Raw genomic sequence first — 15,487 nt, 5'->3', positions numbered from 1 at the left:
TGATAGATCTGGCGTGTTGGCAAAGGGCTCATCATTTGATGGGCCCTTTGCGTTTCCTAATACAGCCTTAAGCTTGCCGCGCGAGAGTAGTCCCCGCAGACACACAACTTCCCCTGCATCACGAGGACTTCACCATGCGCAAACTGCTTCTGCTGTCTCTGGCTCTGGCCAGCCCGCTGACCTTCGCCGCCACCCAATGCACCACCGCCGACAAGGCGCAGTGGCAGGACCAGAACAAGTTCCAGGCCGACCTCGAAGCCCAGGGCTACGAGATCAAGAAGTTCAAAGTGACTGGCGGCAACTGCTACGAAATCTACGGGTTCAATAAAGATGGCCAGAAGGTCGAAATCTACTTCGATCCGGTCAGCGGCAAGGTCATCAAAGGCGGCGTTGAAGGCTGATGAACGCCACCACACGCCTCTGGGACCCGCTGGTCAGGTTGTTCCATTGGTCTCTGGCGAGCGCTTTCCTGGCCAATTACTTCTTCACCGAAGAGGGCGAGAACTGGCACCGCTGGTTCGGTTACTACGCCGTGGCCTGGTTGGCGATTCGCCTGGTGTGGGGCTTTATCGGTACACCGGCAGCGCGCTGGGCGGACTTCTGGCCGACCCGGGCGCGCCTGGCCAAACACCTGCGGGCATTGCTCAGCGGGCGTGATTATCACCGCATGGGGCATTCCCCGCTGGGTGGCTTGGTGATGGTCGGCATGATGCTGCTGATGCTCGGCCTGGGTGTGACCGGCTTTCTGATGGAGGAAGTCGACTACTTCTGGGGCGCTGATTTACCCGAGGAGATTCATGAGTTTTGCGCCAACGCACTGATGGCCCTGGTGGGCCTGCATATCGCGGCGGCGCTGTTTGAAAGCTACCGCCTGAAGGAAAACCTGCCGCTGTCGATGGTCACCGGCAAGCGGCGCAAGCTGGATCACTGAGGTTTATATCTGTCGCGGCTCAGACTAGGCGCGCATCCAGGCTGTTCTGCGCCAGGCGCTTGGCCTGCTCCTGAGTCATGCCCAGGCTGTCGTACAGAGCCGCGAAGTTCTCGGTGACGTAGCCGCCGAAGTAGGCCGGGTCGTCCGAGTTCACCGTCACCTTCACCCCGCGTTCGAGCATCTGCAGGATGTTGTGCTGGCGCATGTCGTCGAACACGCAGAGCTTGGTATTCGACAGCGGGCAGACGGTCAGCGGGATCTGCTCGTCGATGATCCGCTGCATCAGCCGCTCGTCTTCGATGGCGCGCACGCCGTGGTCGATACGCTCGATCTTCAACAGGTCCAGCGCTTCCCAGATGTATTCGGGCGGGCCTTCTTCACCGGCGTGGGCGACGGTCAGCAGACCTTCGCTGCGCGCCTTATCGAACACCCGCTGGAACTTGCGCGGCGGGTGCCCCATCTCCGAGCTGTCCAGGCCGACGGCGATAAACGCATCGCGGAACGGCATGGCTTGTTCAAGGGTTTTGAACGCTTCTTCTTCGGACAAATGCCGCAGAAAGCTCAGGATCAAACCGTGGCTGATACCCAGCTGTTTCTCGCCGTCGACCAGTGCCTGCTTGATGCCGCGCAGCACCACTTCAAAGGGAATACCGCGGTCGGTGTGGGTTTGCGGGTCGAAGAACGGTTCGGTGTGGATGACGTTCTGCGCCTTGCACTTGAGCAGATAGGCCCAGGTCAGGTCGTAGAAGTCCTGCTCGGTGCGCAACACATCGGCACCGGCGTAATACAGGTCGAGAAACTCCTGCAGATTGTTGAAGGCATACGCACTGCGCAGCGCTTCGACGTTGTTCCAGGGCAGGGCGATCTTATTGCGCTCGGCCAGGGCAAACAGCAGCTCGGGCTCCAGCGAGCCTTCCAGGTGCAGGTGCAGTTCGGCCTTGGGCAGGGCATTGAGCCAGTCGTACATGGTCAGATCTCGTTATCAGGCGTGGTCGCGACAAAGTTTAACCGTAAGGACAGGATTTCGCCGAATCGGTAGGGCGATGCGCTACTTGTGGGAGGGGCTTTAGCCGCGACATCGCCAAAGCCAAAGCTGTCGCGGCTAAAGCCCCTCCCACGTCTCAGCCGGCCTGTTCTTCACGCCGATACGCATAGGTATCAGCAAAGCGCGATAGCAGGTAGTCGGCGCTGGTGACGGATGGATATTTCGGCGGATTGGCGGCGTTCGAGCAGTTGGGCAGGCAGCTGATCTCGGTGTCCGGGTGCGGTTCGGCGAAGAACGGCATGGAGTAGCGATCCACTCCCAGCGGGCTGATGACCCGGTGCGGAGTCGAGGTGTAACGGTCGTTGCTCCAGCGCGCGAGCATGTCGCCGATGTTCACCACAAAACTGCCGGCAAGCGGCGGCGCGTCGATCCACTGGCCATCGCGGTGGCGCACCTGCAGGCCGCCGGCGTCGTCCTGATAGAGCAGGGTGATGCAGCCGTAATCGGTGTGCGCCCCGGCGCCTTGCTGTTCGGCGCTGCTGGCGGTGTGGCGCGGCGGGTAGTGGATCATGCGCAGCACGCTGATCGGCTCATGAAAGCGCGTGTCGAAAAAGTCGCAGTCGATATCTAGGGCCAGGGTCATAGCGCGCAGCAGGGTTTGCGCCAACGCCTGCATATCTGCGTAGTGCTGCTCCATCAGCGTCGTCCAACCGGGCAGGTCAGGATGGCGGTTGGCCCCGCGCAGCGGTTTGCCGGCCAGCACCTCAGGATGATTCAGGTCCATATGGAAACCCATATCGAAGGTTTCCTTGAGATCGCTCGGTTTGCTCGGGTCCAGCTGCTCGGTGGCAATCGCGCCGTAGCCACGGTGATGGGCGGTCTGGGTGATGTCGATCTTGAGCTTTTCTGCAGCCGGCAGGGCGAAGAAGGTCTTGGCGGCGCTCAGCAATTCGGCGATACGCGCCGGGCTGATCGGGTGGCCGGTGATATAGAAAAAGCCCCAGTCGCGGCAGGCGCGGTCGATCTGCTCGGCCACGGCGGGCCAGGCGGTTTGGTCGTCACTGTAGAGTGGGGCAATGTCGATGATCGGTAGGGTGTTCATAGAGGCTCCGGGTGGGGCGGTGCTGCGAGTCTTCTCGTACTAAGGAGCCTGTCGAACTCAACACTGTTCTGCTGCGAAAAATCCGGATTTGGCCACTTTTGCAGCTTTCCCTCGTTAAATAGCGCGCTATTCGCCTCGGTAAAGCCGCAAAACTGTCTCAAACCGGGCTTTCCCTCGCGACGAACGGTTGAGCCCGACAGGCTCCGGGAGCAGCGAAAAAGGACGATGCCGGTTAAGGCATCGTCCTTCTGATGCGGTTCTGCCGGTGAGGCAGGGACGGCATCGGTTTGATGTGTGTGAGAGGGGCTTACTTCGGCAGTTCAGCCTTTACGTTTTCCACGTAGTAGTTCATCGAGGCCAGTTCGGCGTTGGTCGCGGCGACGCCGGCCGGGATCTTCTCGACGCCGCTCTGGTCCTTGATCGGCCCGGTGAATGGATGGAATGCACCGCTTTTGATATCGGCGATGATCTGCTCGGCTTCGGTTTTCACATCCGCTGGCACCAGGTCGCTGATCGGCAGCTTGATGGTGTCTTCAGCCAGACCGCCCCAGAAATCCTGCGGCGCCCAGTTGCCGTCGATCACCGCCTGGGTGGATTTGACGTAGTGCGGGCCCCAGTCGTTGACGATCGAGGTGAGCACGGCCTTTGGACCGAAGTGCGCCATATCCGAAGCGTAGCCCACTGCATGCACGCCGCGACGCTCAGCGGTCTGGATCGGCGCTGGGCTGTCGGTGTGCTGGAACACCACGTCGACGCCCTGGTCGATCAGCGCGTTGGCCGCATCGGATTCCTTGCCCGGGTCGAACCAGGAGTTGACCCACACCACCTTGATCTCGGTGCCGGGGTTGTACTTGTCCAGCGCCAGCTGGATGGCGTTGATATCGCGGATCACTTCCGGGATCGGGAAGGAGGCGACGTAGCCGATCTTCTTGGTCTTGGTCATCTTCGCCGCGAGGAAACCACCGACATAACGACCTTCATAGGAGCGCGACAGGTAGGTGCCGAGGTTCTTGTCCTGCTTGTAGCCGGTGGCGTGCTCGAAGGTCAGCTTGGGGAACTGCTTGGCCACTTTCAGCGTCGGGTTCATGTAGCCGAAGGAGGTGGTGAAGATCAGGTCATAACCACCCTTGGCCATGTTGCGAATCACCCGCTCGGCGTCCGCACCTTCTGGCACGTTCTCCACGTAGCTGGTTTCAACCTTGTCGCCCAGCTGCTTGATCACCGCCTGGCGGCCCTGCTCATGCTGGTAGGTCCAGCCATGGTCGCCAATCGGGCCGATATAGACAAAGCCGACCTTCAACGGATCGGCGGCGGAAGCGCCCAATGTGGCGCTAAAGCCAAGGGCGGCAACGAGGGTGCGCAGCAGAGGTTTTTTGCTCTTCTCGAACATGGTCGGTGGAACTCCGATGTGTGTGGGTACGTTGTTGTTAAACAGCTGCCAGTTCGATTGCAAAAAGCTGACCAACTGGACAATTAGCGCTGCGCGCCGCGCTAAAACGCAGAACCCCGCCGTGGCGGGGTTCTGTGCGGGTGCTTTGCTGGTGCGTAAGCGGCAGAGCATGCTGCCTGCTGGTGCGTGTAAGGGCTTAGTGCCCCGGCTGCCAAGGCTTGCCCAGGGATACCGGAGCAAACAGGCGAGTCTTGATTGCATCGCGTGACAGAAGCACCAGTACCAGGATGGTCGCCACATAGGGCAGCATCGCCAGCAGGTTGGAAGGGATCGACAGGCCGATGCCCTGTGCCACCAGATGGATGATGCTGGCCAGGCCGAACAGGTAGGCGCCGAGCAACACGCGCAATACCCGCCAGCTGGCAAATACCACCAGCGCCAGGGCGATCCAGCCGCGCCCAGCGGTCATATTTTCCGCCCACATCGGCGTATAGGCCAGCGACAGGTAACCGCCCGCCAAGCCGGCCATGGCGCCACCAAACAGCACTGCCAGGGTGCGTACGCGCAGCACCGGCAGGCCCATGGCGCTGGCGGCGTCGGGGTTTTCACCGACCGCCTGGATGATCAAACCGATGCGGCTTTTCAGCAGCACCCAGGCCACGAAACCGAACAGGGCGAAGGATAGGTAAACCAGAATGTCCTGGGCAAACAGCATGCGCCCGATCAGCGGAATCTCGCTAAGCAGCGGAATGGCGATGGGCTCAAAACCGGCCAGCGGCTTGCCGACCCAGGCCGCGCCGACAAAGGTGGAGAGGCCGACGCCAAAGATGGTCAGCGCCAGCCCGGTGGCCACCTGGTTGGCGTTAAAACCCAGGGCCACGGCGGCGAACAGCATCGACAGCAGCATGCCGGCGCTCATCGCCAGCAGCACGCCGAGCCACAGGTTGCCGGTGCTCAGGGCGACGATAAAACCGATCACCGCGCCGAACAGCATCATGCCTTCCTGGCCGAGGTTGAGCACGCCGCTCTTCTCGCAGATCAGTTCACCGAGGGCCACCAGCAACAGCGGCGTACCGGTGCGCACCATGGCGTAGAAGATATTGCTTAACAGGTCGAGATCCATCGGGAATTCCTATGTGTATAGCTTTTGTAGGAGCGAGCTTGCTCGCGATCGGTCTCGCCGCGGATCGCGAGCAAGCTCGCTCCTACAGGTTCTTTGTCAGGCCAGGGCCTCGGCGGTGGCTTTAGTTTTTCGTTGCGCCCACTTCAGCTTCAGCCGTGGCCGATAAAGGATCAGTACGTCACAGGCGAGTAGGAAGAACAGCATCATTCCCTGGAATAGCTGGGTGATCGCCTGGGGCAGGTTCATGGTCATCTGCGCGTTCTCGCCGCCCAGGTACAGCAGGGCCATCAGCAGGCTGGCGAACAGAATGCCGAGCGGATTCAGGCGGCCGAGAAAGGCCACGGTGATCGCCGCATAGCCGTAACCGGGGGATACCTGCGGCACCAGCTGACCAATCGGCCCGGCCACTTCACCGACACCCGCCAGCCCGGCCAGGCCGCCGCTGACCAGCAGGGCAAACCACACCAGACGCTTCTCGCGAAAGCCGACAAAACCGGCGGCGCGGCGGTCGAGGCCGAGCACCTTGATCTGAAAACCGAGAAAGCTCTTGTGCAGCAGCACCCACACCGCCACCAGGGCCAGCAGGGCGAAATACAGGCCGGCATGCAGGCGACCGTCCTCACTCACCAGCGGCAGGCGGCTGGCATCGCCGAACATCGCCGACTCGGGGAAGTTGAAGCCGGCCGGGTCCTTCAACGGGCCGTGTACGAAGAACAGCAGCAGGTTCAGCGCGATGTAGTTGAGCATGATGCTGGTGAGGATTTCGTTGGCATTGAACTGCGTGCGCAACCAGGCGGTCAGGCCGCCCCAGGCTGCACCCGCTGCCACGCCGGCGAGTACCACCCAGACCAGTGCCCAGCGGCTGTCCCAGTCGATAATCTGGATCGCCATGGCGCTGCCGGCTAACGCGCCGAGCAGCAGCTGACCTTCCGCGCCGATGTTCCAGATGCGCGCCTGGTAGGCCACGGCCAGGCCGAGGGCGCAGAGCAGAATCGGCAGCGCCTTGACCAGCAGTTCGGAGACGCCATACCAGTCGGCCAGCGGCGCGATCAGCAGGGTGTGCAGGGTTTGCAGCGGGTCATGACCGAGTAGGGCGAACAGCAGCGCGCCGCTGCACAGGGTCAGTACAGCGGCGAGCAGTGGCGACAACCAGAGCATGGCGCGCGATTGCTGGCCGCGCGGTTCGAGGGATAACAGCATGGAAAACTCCGTCAGCTCAGGCCGGCAGCAGTGGCTGCGGGCGTGCTTGTGATAGTGGGCAGCGCTGCGAACTCGCCGGCCATCCAGCGGCCGACATCAACGGCTTCGGTGTCTGCCGTGGCGGCCAGGGGCGAGAGCTTGCCGCTGCACAGCGCGCCGATGCGGTCGCTGATCTGGAACAGCTCGTCGAGGTCTTCGGAAATCACCAGGATCGCCGCGCCGGCATCGCGCAGGGTAATCAGCGCGCGATGGATCGCCGCCGCCGCGCCCACATCCACGCCCCAGGTCGGGTGCGCTGCGACCAGCAATTTGGGGTTCTGCAGGATTTCGCGGCCGAGGATAAATTTCTGCAGATTGCCGCCGGACAGGCTGCGCGCGGGCGCATCGGCATCCGGCGTTTTCACCGCAAAACGCTTGATAATCTCATCGGCCAGGGCGCGCACCTTGCCGCGCTGAATCAGGCCTTTGCTTAGCAAACCCTGCTGGAAGGCGGTAAGTAGCGCGTTGTCGGCCAGGCTCATGTCCGGCACCGCGCCGTGGCCCAGGCGCTCGGCCGGGACAAAGGCCAGGCCCAGCTTGCGCCGCGCATCCGGGTACAGATCGGCAATCGGCTGAGTGTCCAGGCTGATGCGTTCGCGCTCGCTGCGTGGCAACCGCGTTTCGCCGCTAAGCAGGGCCAGCAGCTCGTCCTGACCATTACCGGCGACTCCGGCGATGCCGACGATCTCGCCGCTGCGCACCTCCAGGCGCAGGTTGCTCAGGGAGCTGCCGAACGGGTCGGCGTTGTGCCAGCTGAGGTCATCCACACGCAGGCGCGGCAGGCCGCCGCTGGCTTTCGGGTAACTGCTTTCCAGGCCTTCGGCATCGCCAACCATCAGCCGCGCCAGCTGCAGATCGCTGCACTCGGACGGCACGCAATGGCCCGACACCTTGCCGCCTCGCAGCACTGTGGCGCTCTGGCACAAGGCGCGCACTTCGCCGAGTTTGTGGCTGATAAACAGAATGCTGCAGCCCTCGGCGGCCAGGCGGCGCAGGGTGACAAATAGCTCGTCGGCCTCCTGTGGGGTGAGTACCGAGGTCGGCTCATCGAGGATCAGCAGTTTGATGTCCTGCATCAGGCAACGCACGATCTCCACCCGCTGCCGTTCACCGATGGACAGGCTGTGCACCAGGCGGCCCGGTTCCAGGGCCATGCCGTAACGCTGCGAGACCTCACGGATCTTCGGCTCCAGCTGTTTCGGCGTGCCGGCCGCTGCGCCCATGGCCAGGGCGATGTTCTCCGCGACCGTCAGGGTTTCGAACAGCGAGAAGTGCTGAAACACCATGCCCACACCGAGGCTGCGGGCCATGGCCGGATCGCGCATATTCAAGGCTTCGCCGTGCCAGCGGATTTCACCGCTGTCGGGCTGGGTAACGCCGTAGATGATCTTCATCAGGGTGCTCTTGCCGGCACCGTTCTCACCCAGCAACGCATGGATTTCCCCAGGGGCGATGCTCAGGTCGATACGGTCGTTGGCCAGGCAGCCGGGGTAGCGCTTGCTGATACCGCTCAGCTGCAAGCGTGGAACAGAGGGGGAACTGGACATGGGCAGTGGCTCAGGAATGACAACTGGCCTGGCTAAAGCAAAAAGCTGGCCAGTGAGTCAGAAAAGCCGCTGTGCCGTGCTGGCTAATGCGTTGCTGTAAGCCCATGCCTGCTGGAGGCTCCAGCTTGGTGCGCAGTCTTGCGGCTTGGTACGTTTTTGGCGCATCGCGGGCAATAACTAGGCGTCCCCCCCGCTTCTACAAAAGTGTGCATCGCCCTGCCATCCCGGTCACGCCGATATCCCCTGTAGGAGCGGGCTTGCCCGCGATAAATCCTGAGAGCGGCGCACACTCACAGCCACACCGCATCCCATAACGGGTAATCGCCAATACGCTTTACCAGGCCGTCGCGTAATGGATTGGCGACGATGTAACGAGCCGCCGCTTGCAGGTCTTCATCTTGGCGCAGTGCCCGGTCGTGGTAACCCGGCTGCCAAATTTGGCCCTGTGTGCCGAGGTGCTGATTGATCTGCCGTGCGCTTTTGCTTTTGATACGGCGCATCAGTTCATCCAGAGAGCCTGACTGCAGTTGTACAAGCCAATGCAGGTGATCGGGCATTACTACCCAGGCCAGAGACGCAACCTGTTGTTGCTCGTGGGCTACGCGCAACTCAGTGATCAGCAAGCGGGCCAGTTTGAAATCGCTGAATAGCGGACGGCGTTGCAGCAGGGTGCTGGTTAGCAGGTAAATGCGTTCTGGTTCTGAATGGCGGCCACGCCGTAGGCTATGGCCATGGGGTTTTGCAGGCATTCCATTGCCTCTTGTGGTGTATTGGATATTGATCGCGGGCAAGCCCGCTCCTACAAAAGCGTGCAGCACCTCGCCATCACGGTCATGCCGCTCCCCCTGTAGGAGCGGGCTTGCCCGCGATAATTCGTGAAATAGGCAGCAGGCTCACAGCCACAATGAGGAAGCGTAGTGCAGTGAGTCTACTGTGGCAGCAACTCAATCCGCCCACGGCTGATATCCGCCAGCAACCGCTGCAGCTCGGCGACCCGTGGTGCGGGGATGGCTAGCTGCAGTTCGGCACCTGTGGTGTCGTAGTCTTCGCGCTCCAGCAGGCAGTCGAGTTCCGCCAGGCGCGCCTTGAGCAGCGGTAGCTCGGCGAACAGGCAATGGCAGCGGTACGGCTCGCGGATAACCAGTTCGCGGCGTGGGGCGGCTTGCAGGCATTTGTTGGCGCTGCCACCGTAGGCGCGGGCGAGGCCGCCGGTGCCGAGCTGGATGCCGCCGTACCAGCGGATCACCAGCACCACCACCTGATCCATCTCCTGGGCTTCGATCGCTGCGAGTATCGGCCGACCCGCCGTGCCACCGGGTTCGCCGTCGTCGCTGAAACGGTACTGCTGGCCAACCTTCCAGGCCCAGCAGTTATGGCTGGCGCTGGCGTCGCTATGCGCCGCGATAAACGCCTGCGCCTCGGTCGCGCTGGTAACCGGCGCGGTGAGGGCGATAAAGCGGCTTTTGCGAATCTCCTCGCGGTACTCGCAAGGGCCGAGCAGGGTGAAGGGCATCAGACGTCTTTGACGGGCGGGGTCAAGCCGCAGCCTTTGAGGATAATGCGAATCAGGTTATCGCCGGCCACTTCATAGTCCTGCTTGGTCAGGCGCGAGGTGCCGGTGACGCGGCAGATCTGTGAGGAAAAGTCGGCGTAGTGCTGGGTGCTGCCCCACAGCAGGAAGATCAGGTGCACCGGGTCCACCGGGTCCATCTTGCCGGCAGCGCTCCATGCGGCGAACACCGCTGCGCGGCCGCGGAACCAAGCCTGGTAATCCTGATTGAGCATCTGCGAGAGGGTTTCGCCGCCGCTGATCACTTCCATCGCATAGATGCGCGAGGCTTTTGGGTGGCGACGGGAGAACTCCATCTTGGCGCGGATATAGCCGGCCAGCGCGGTGGCTGGGTCGTCGTCCACGGTCAGGTTGTTGAAGGTGCTGTCCCACAGTTCGAGGATGTTCACCAGCACCGCCTGATACAGCCCCAGCTTGTTGCTGAAGTAGTAATGCAGGTTGGCCTTCGGCAGGCCAACGTTCTGCGCGATGGTGTTCATGCTGGTGCCTTTGAAACCGTGGCGGGCGAACTCTTCCTCGGCGGCCTTGATGATCGCTTCTTCGTTTTTCTGCCGAATCCGGCCGGCAGGTTTGTTGTTCGGATCGGCTCGGTGCGCAAGTACTTCAACAGTCATGGGCGGTTCCGCAGTGGTCAGGTTTTCGGACGAATGCACTGATAACCCAGCGCCGCTTGGGTGACAAGCGCAAGGGGCAGAAAAACCGACGTAGATACGCTGCAACCCTGCTTTTGCACCAGCGTTGTGCATGTAAGTGGCGTGCTGCGGCGCTTTTGGGGCTTGCGGGCTACGGCTCGATGCGTTCGCCGCCGGGCCGGCCGCTCTGCTCCCTGCGCCCACCCAAATACCAGCCCAGCGCGCCCCAGGCGGCTGCGCAGAGGGCGCCTGCTATGGCGGCGATCAATACACCGTTGGCGAGCATGTCGAGCAGGGCTTTGGCCCAGGCGCTGACGGCGTCGCCGGCGCGGTAGACCACGGTGTCGATAAAGTTCTTGGCCTTGTATTTACTCTCGGCGTCCAGCGGGGCGAAGAGCATTTCTCGGCCGGGGCGCACGAAGGCGTACTCACCAACCCGGCGCACAATCATCAAGGCTGCGAGCATGGCGAAGGTCGGCGCCAGGGCCAGGCCGATAAAACCCAGGCAGACCAGCAGCGGCACCCCGGCAAGCAGGGCGCGGATGCCGAAGCGCTGGGCGATGCGCCCGGTGATAAACAGCTGCGCGAGTAAGGACAGCGCCTGCACGCTGAAATCGATCAGGCCGAATACGCGAATCTGCTCGTTACGCTCGGTGAAGGTCTCCGCCACCAGGCGCGCCTGCTCGAAGTAGAGAAAGGTACTGGCAGTGGCCAGCAGGATCACGAAGGCGCTGATGCCCAACAGATAGGGCGAGGCGAGCACGCGAGTCAGGCCGCTGAACGGGTTGCCCAGCACTGGCTGGCGCGGGCTTTCGCTGGGTGGTGCGCCCGGCCGACCGGCACCGGCAATCGCGCGCCATGCCATCAGCTGTTGCTTGGCCAGAATCGCCATGCCCAGCAGCACTGCCGCCAGCAGGATCAGCCCGCTCTGCCCGAGGCGCTCAATCAGCAGTGCGCCCAGCGCCGGCCCGGCCAAGCCGCCGCAGCTGGCACCAGCGGCGATAAAGGCAAACAGGCGCTTGGCCTGGGCGCTGTCGAACACATCGGCCATCAGGCTCCAGGCCACCGAGACGACGAACAGGTTGTAGACCGAGATCCACACGTAAAACACCCGCGCCACCCAGATGTCGTCGCCGCTGCGTTGAAACAGCGCGGCGAAGGCCAGCAGGTTGAGGATAAAGAAGCCGTACACCCAATCGATATAGCGCGCCCGCGCCACCGTCGAGTTAAGCCAGGCAAACAGCGGCACGGCGGCGAGCATCAGCAGAAAGGTCGCGGTAAACAGCCACTGCAGGCTTTCCACGCCGCCGCGAATGCCCATGGCCTCGCGAATCGGCCGCAGCATGAAATAGCCGCTGAACAGGCAGAAGAACAGGCCAAACCCGCACAGCACCGCCAGCAGCTCGGCCGGCCGCGCGTTGATCGCCTGGGCCAGGCGTTGCGCTGGGCTCATCGCTTAGCTTCCACGTCGCGGGCAGCCGCGTGCATCTCAGCTAAACGCCTGGACGATCTTCTCGCGCAGCGCCGCATCCGGCAGGCGGCCGATGCCGGCCTTGAGGTTGTCGGCCATATAACGCGGGTTGGAGGTGGCCGGGATTACCACCGTCACCGCCGGGTTGGCGAGGATAAATTTGAGCAGCAGCTGCGCCCAGGACGTGGCGTCGGTTTCCATCGCCCAGCTGGGCAGCGATTTGCCCTTGACCCGACTGAGCAGCTGCGCGCGCTGGAATGGCCGGTTGATCAGCGTGGCGATGCCATGGTCGGCGCAGTAGGGCAGCAGGCGTTTCTCGGCATTGCGTTCGCCCACCGAGTAGTTGAGCTGGACGAAATCCACCGATTCTTTCTCCAGCACCTCCAGCAGGTCGTCGTGCGCTGACTCGATGTAATGGGTGATGCCGATATAGCGCACCTTGCCCTCGGCTTTCAGCTCGCGCAGCAAGGCCAGCTGGGTGCGGGTGTCCTGCAGGTTATGCACCTGCACCAGGTCGAGTTTGTCGGTTTGCAGCGCCTGCAGGCTGGCCTCGATCTGCGCCATGCCGCGCTCGCGGCCGGTGGCGGAAATCTTGGTGGCGAGAAAGGCCTTGCCCTGGGTTTTGGTGCGTTTCAGCAGCTCGCCTGTCACCGCTTCGGAGGCGCCGTAACTGGGCGCAGTGTCGATCAGCCTGGCGCCGCCGTTGATAAAGGTGCGCATCACCGAGTCCAGCGGTTTCAGGCTGTCATTGTTGAGGCTGACATCGAAGGTGCGCGAGGTACCCAGGCCGATCACCGGCAGCATCTCGCCGCTACTCGGGATGGGGCGTTTCAGCAGTTGGCTGGGGTCGGCGTAAGCCAGGCAAGGTAGCCACGGCGTGGCGGCGAGCGCGAGCAGGCTGGCGCTGCCCTGGATGAAGTGACGACGGCTAGGCATAAGCTCCTCCGCGGTAACACTGCACAGATACAAAAGGTTCGAAGCCGCGCTAGGCGTGGCTTCGACCGAGCATAGACCTGTGAGTCCGATACCCGCAGCGTGGTGCCTGAGCAGTTGTTACCTGGTATGTCGCTATGCCTCGGCCAGCGCTTCGAGAAAGCTTTCCAGTACCAGATGCGGGCGGCGGCCTTTGCGGGTGACCGAGGCTAGGCTGATGTCGTAGAAGCGGCTGGCCGGTTTCAGCACGCGCAGGCGGCCTTGCTGCACCCAGGCCTGGGCGTAGTGGTCAGGCAGGTAGCCGATATAGCGTCCGGTGAGGATGAGAAAGGCCATGCCTTCACGGTCCGAGGCGCTAGCTGTGCAGTTGAGCGCCTGATAGTGGCTCTGCACCTCGGGCGGCAGGCGGAAGGTCGGCGCGATGGCTTCCTGAGCGTTCAGCCGCTCATCTTCCAGCTGCTGATCATCGACATAGAACAGCGGATGGCCGACCGCGCAGTAGAGCAACGAGCGCTCGTCGTACAGCGCCTGGTAGTCCAGCCCGGACAACGCCACGGTCTGCGGCACCACGCCGATATGCAGACGGCCGTCGAGTACGCCTTGTTCGACCTCGCTTGGCGGGGTCATGCGGATATGGATATGCACATCCGGGCCACGCTCTTTCAAGCGCGCCAGGGCGTTGGTGATGCGCATATGCGGCACCGTCACCAGGTTGTCGGTCAGGCCGATATTCAGCTCGCCGCGCAGGTGCTGGTGCAGGCCGTTGACCTCGGTGCGAAAACTCTCCAGCGCCGCCAGCAACTGCTGGGTGCTCTGGTACACCTCGCGGCCCTCTTCGGTCAGGGCAAAGCCGGCGCGGCCGCGTTGGCACAGGCGCAGGCCGAGGCGTTGTTCCAGATCGCTCATCTGCTGGCTGATCGCCGAGCGGCCGATCCCTAAGGCGCTTTCCGCAGCGGAAAAGCCGCCGCATTCCACCACGCTGCGAAACAGCTTGAGCAGGCGAATATCAAAATCACTGACCTGGGCCAGCGGATCGGGGCGGCGGGTGCTCATTGGTTGTGGCTCATTGTTTAGTAGATGGTTAACTAAAGATAAGAAGAGTCGTGTTTTCCTGACTCTAAGCCCGTGGCACCTTTGCTGGCAACTGCTTCTCCTTATAAGAACACCGCCCTTCCTTGCGAGGCCGCACCATGAACATGCCGCAGACCGAAACCCCGTCCCTGGCCAGCCAGCTCAAGCTGGATGCGCACTGGATGCCGTTTTCCGCCAACCGCAACTTCAAGCGCGACCCGCGTTTGATCGTCGGTGCCGACGGCAACTACTTTATCGACGACAAGGGCCGCCGCGTGTTCGACAGCCTGTCCGGGCTGTGGACCTGTGGTGCCGGGCACAATCGCAAGGAAATTCAGGAAGCCGTGGCCAAGCAGCTGGGCACCCTCGATTACGCGCCGGGCTTCCAGTACGGCCACCCGCTGTCCTATCAGCTGGCCGAGAAAATCACCGAGCTGACCCCGGCCGGCCTTGATCACGTGTTCTACACCGACTCCGGCTCCGAGTGCGCCGACACCTCGGTGAAGATGGCCAAGGCCTACTGGCGCCTGAAAGGCCAGCCGAGCAAAACCAAATTTATCGGCCGTGCCCGTGGCTACCACGGCGTGAACATTGCCGGTACCTCACTGGGCGGCATCGGCGGCAACCGCAAGATGTTCGGCCAGATGATGGACGCCGACCACCTGCCGCACACCCTGCAAGCGCACCTGGCCTTCACCAAGGGCATGGCGGCAACCGGCGGCGTGGAACTGGCCAACGAGCTGCTGAAGCTGATCGAGCTGCACGACGCTTCCAACATCGCCGCCGTTATCGTCGAGCCGATGTCCGGTTCCGCCGGCGTGATCGTGCCGCCAGTCGGCTACCTGCAGCGCCTGCGTGAAATCTGCACCCAGCACAATATCCTGCTGATCTTCGACGAAGTGATCACCGCTTACGGCCGCATGGGCAAGTGGACCGGAGCCGAATATTTCGGTGTGGTCCCGGACCTGATGAACACCGCCAAGCAGATCACCAACGGCGCGATTCCCCTGGGCGCAGTGATCGCCTCCAGCGAGATCTACAACACCTTTATGAACCAGGCGATTCCCGAGCACATGGTCGAGTTCGGCCACGGCTACACCTACTCGGGTCACCCGGTTGCCTGTGCCGCCGGCCTGGCGACCCTGGAGCTGCTCAAGCGCGACAACCTGATCGAGCAGTCCGCCGCCCTGGCGCCGATCTTTGAAGACAAGCTGCACAGCCTCAAGGGCAGCAAGAACGTCATCGACATCCGCAACTGCGGTCTGGCTGGCGCAATCCAGATCGCCCCGCGTGACGGCGACCCGGTGATCCGCCCATTCGAGGCCGGCATCAAACTGTGGAACGCCGGCTTCTACGTGCGCTTCGGTGGCGACACCCTGCAGTTCGGGCCAACCTTCAACACCACGCCCGAGCAACTGGACTCCGTGTTCAATGCCGTCGGCGACGTGCTGAACAGCCTCGACTAATTCCTGTGGGAGGGGCTTTAGCCGCGA

The 15,487-nt window shown here is 62.6% G+C and carries 15 protein-coding genes; 3 read left to right on the top strand and 12 right to left on the bottom strand.

Going from position 1 to position 15,487, the window contains the following annotated elements:
• The first annotated feature begins 134 nt into the window (after positions 1-134).
• Entirely contained in the window at positions 135-401 is a 267-nt protein-coding gene (locus Q8O69_RS10835) for a PepSY domain-containing protein (RefSeq protein WP_305592017.1), read from the top strand.
• Positions 401-931, top strand: coding sequence for a cytochrome b/b6 domain-containing protein (locus Q8O69_RS10830; RefSeq protein WP_371136104.1), 531 nt, complete (start codon positions 401-403; stop codon positions 929-931). The genes Q8O69_RS10835 and Q8O69_RS10830 overlap by 1 nt, the downstream gene beginning before the upstream one ends.
• A gap of 19 nt (positions 932-950) precedes the next feature.
• Here the strand turns inward: Q8O69_RS10830 and Q8O69_RS10825 are convergent, their stop codons facing one another.
• The 12 genes from Q8O69_RS10825 to Q8O69_RS10770 all read right to left on the bottom strand — a co-directional run bounded on the left by Q8O69_RS10825 (position 951) and on the right by Q8O69_RS10770 (position 13,976).
• Complete coding sequence (locus Q8O69_RS10825; RefSeq protein ID WP_305592015.1) at positions 951-1,898, bottom strand: adenosine deaminase; 948 nt, start codon at positions 1,896-1,898, stop codon at positions 951-953.
• 154 nt (positions 1,899-2,052) lie between these two features.
• Positions 2,053-3,018 carry a 2-oxoglutarate and iron-dependent oxygenase domain-containing protein gene (locus Q8O69_RS10820; RefSeq protein WP_305592013.1) on the bottom strand — a complete coding sequence of 322 codons (966 nt, stop codon included), beginning with the start codon at positions 3,016-3,018 and terminating at the stop codon, positions 2,053-2,055.
• A gap of 307 nt (positions 3,019-3,325) precedes the next feature.
• Positions 3,326-4,408 carry a BMP family ABC transporter substrate-binding protein gene (locus Q8O69_RS10815; RefSeq protein ID WP_305592011.1) on the bottom strand — a complete coding sequence of 361 codons (1,083 nt, stop codon included), beginning with the start codon at positions 4,406-4,408 and terminating at the stop codon, positions 3,326-3,328.
• Positions 4,409-4,604: 196 nt separating this feature from the next.
• Entirely contained in the window at positions 4,605-5,531 is a 927-nt protein-coding gene (locus Q8O69_RS10810; protein WP_305592009.1) for an ABC transporter permease, read from the bottom strand.
• Between the two features lie 96 nt (positions 5,532-5,627).
• Positions 5,628-6,731 (bottom strand): ABC transporter permease, encoded by a 1,104-nt coding sequence (locus tag Q8O69_RS10805; RefSeq protein WP_305592007.1) that lies wholly within the window; start codon positions 6,729-6,731, stop codon positions 5,628-5,630.
• 11 nt (positions 6,732-6,742) lie between these two features.
• Positions 6,743-8,317, bottom strand: coding sequence for an ABC transporter ATP-binding protein (locus Q8O69_RS10800; protein WP_371136103.1), 1,575 nt, complete (start codon positions 8,315-8,317; stop codon positions 6,743-6,745).
• Between the two features lie 290 nt (positions 8,318-8,607).
• Positions 8,608-9,066, bottom strand: coding sequence for a transposase (locus Q8O69_RS10795; protein ID WP_305592005.1), 459 nt, complete (start codon positions 9,064-9,066; stop codon positions 8,608-8,610).
• A 179-nt stretch (positions 9,067-9,245) separates the two neighbouring features.
• Positions 9,246-9,830, bottom strand: coding sequence for a YigZ family protein (locus Q8O69_RS10790; protein WP_305592003.1), 585 nt, complete (start codon positions 9,828-9,830; stop codon positions 9,246-9,248).
• Positions 9,830-10,501: a TetR/AcrR family transcriptional regulator gene (locus tag Q8O69_RS10785; protein ID WP_305592001.1), complete on the bottom strand. Its 672-nt coding sequence runs from the start codon at positions 10,499-10,501 to the stop codon at positions 9,830-9,832. Before Q8O69_RS10785 ends, Q8O69_RS10790 begins: the two co-directional genes overlap by 1 nt.
• A 169-nt stretch (positions 10,502-10,670) precedes the next feature.
• A complete protein-coding gene (locus Q8O69_RS10780) occupies positions 10,671-11,972 on the bottom strand; it encodes an NTP/NDP exchange transporter (RefSeq protein ID WP_305591999.1) in 1,302 nt (433 codons plus the stop codon).
• A 36-nt stretch (positions 11,973-12,008) separates the two neighbouring features.
• Complete coding sequence (locus Q8O69_RS10775; protein WP_305591997.1) at positions 12,009-12,926, bottom strand: aldo/keto reductase; 918 nt, start codon at positions 12,924-12,926, stop codon at positions 12,009-12,011.
• A 132-nt stretch (positions 12,927-13,058) separates the two neighbouring features.
• Positions 13,059-13,976: a LysR family transcriptional regulator gene (locus tag Q8O69_RS10770; RefSeq protein ID WP_305591996.1), complete on the bottom strand. Its 918-nt coding sequence runs from the start codon at positions 13,974-13,976 to the stop codon at positions 13,059-13,061.
• 137 nt (positions 13,977-14,113) lie between these two features.
• Here Q8O69_RS10770 and Q8O69_RS10765 point away from each other — a divergent pair, with 137 nt between their 5' ends.
• Positions 14,114-15,460, top strand: coding sequence for an aspartate aminotransferase family protein (locus Q8O69_RS10765; RefSeq protein ID WP_305591994.1), 1,347 nt, complete (start codon positions 14,114-14,116; stop codon positions 15,458-15,460).
• The last annotated feature ends 27 nt before the right edge of the window (positions 15,461-15,487 follow it).

The sequence above is a fragment of the Pseudomonas sp. genome (genome assembly GCF_030690725.1).
Classification (GTDB): Bacteria; Pseudomonadota; Gammaproteobacteria; order Pseudomonadales; family Pseudomonadaceae; genus Aquipseudomonas.
Note: the sequence above shows the minus strand (reverse complement) of the source record. Positions and strands in the feature narration are given on the sequence as shown.

What these genes read in the sequence shown, in the direction of transcription:
- Q8O69_RS10835 (WP_305592017.1), top strand. Translation starts at nt 135, where the DNA reads ATGCGCAAACTGCTTCTGCTGTCTCTGGCTCTGGCCAGCCCGCTGACC.
- Q8O69_RS10810 (WP_305592009.1), bottom strand. Translation starts at nt 5,531, where the DNA reads ATGGATCTCGACCTGTTAAGCAATATCTTCTACGCCATGGTGCGCACC.
- Q8O69_RS10790 (WP_305592003.1), bottom strand. Translation starts at nt 9,830, where the DNA reads ATGCCCTTCACCCTGCTCGGCCCTTGCGAGTACCGCGAGGAGATTCGC.
- Q8O69_RS10805 (WP_305592007.1), bottom strand. Translation starts at nt 6,731, where the DNA reads ATGCTGTTATCCCTCGAACCGCGCGGCCAGCAATCGCGCGCCATGCTC.
- Q8O69_RS10780 (WP_305591999.1), bottom strand. Translation starts at nt 11,972, where the DNA reads ATGAGCCCAGCGCAACGCCTGGCCCAGGCGATCAACGCGCGGCCGGCC.
- Q8O69_RS10770 (WP_305591996.1), bottom strand. Translation starts at nt 13,976, where the DNA reads ATGAGCACCCGCCGCCCCGATCCGCTGGCCCAGGTCAGTGATTTTGAT.
- Q8O69_RS10815 (WP_305592011.1), bottom strand. Translation starts at nt 4,408, where the DNA reads ATGTTCGAGAAGAGCAAAAAACCTCTGCTGCGCACCCTCGTTGCCGCC.
- Q8O69_RS10820 (WP_305592013.1), bottom strand. Translation starts at nt 3,018, where the DNA reads ATGAACACCCTACCGATCATCGACATTGCCCCACTCTACAGTGACGAC.
- Q8O69_RS10830 (WP_371136104.1), top strand. Translation starts at nt 401, where the DNA reads ATGAACGCCACCACACGCCTCTGGGACCCGCTGGTCAGGTTGTTCCAT.
- Q8O69_RS10825 (WP_305592015.1), bottom strand. Translation starts at nt 1,898, where the DNA reads ATGTACGACTGGCTCAATGCCCTGCCCAAGGCCGAACTGCACCTGCAC.
- Q8O69_RS10765 (WP_305591994.1), top strand. Translation starts at nt 14,114, where the DNA reads ATGAACATGCCGCAGACCGAAACCCCGTCCCTGGCCAGCCAGCTCAAG.
- Q8O69_RS10800 (WP_371136103.1), bottom strand. Translation starts at nt 8,317, where the DNA reads ATGTCCAGTTCCCCCTCTGTTCCACGCTTGCAGCTGAGCGGTATCAGC.
- Q8O69_RS10795 (WP_305592005.1), bottom strand. Translation starts at nt 9,066, where the DNA reads ATGCCTGCAAAACCCCATGGCCATAGCCTACGGCGTGGCCGCCATTCA.
- Q8O69_RS10785 (WP_305592001.1), bottom strand. Translation starts at nt 10,501, where the DNA reads ATGACTGTTGAAGTACTTGCGCACCGAGCCGATCCGAACAACAAACCT.
- Q8O69_RS10775 (WP_305591997.1), bottom strand. Translation starts at nt 12,926, where the DNA reads ATGCCTAGCCGTCGTCACTTCATCCAGGGCAGCGCCAGCCTGCTCGCG.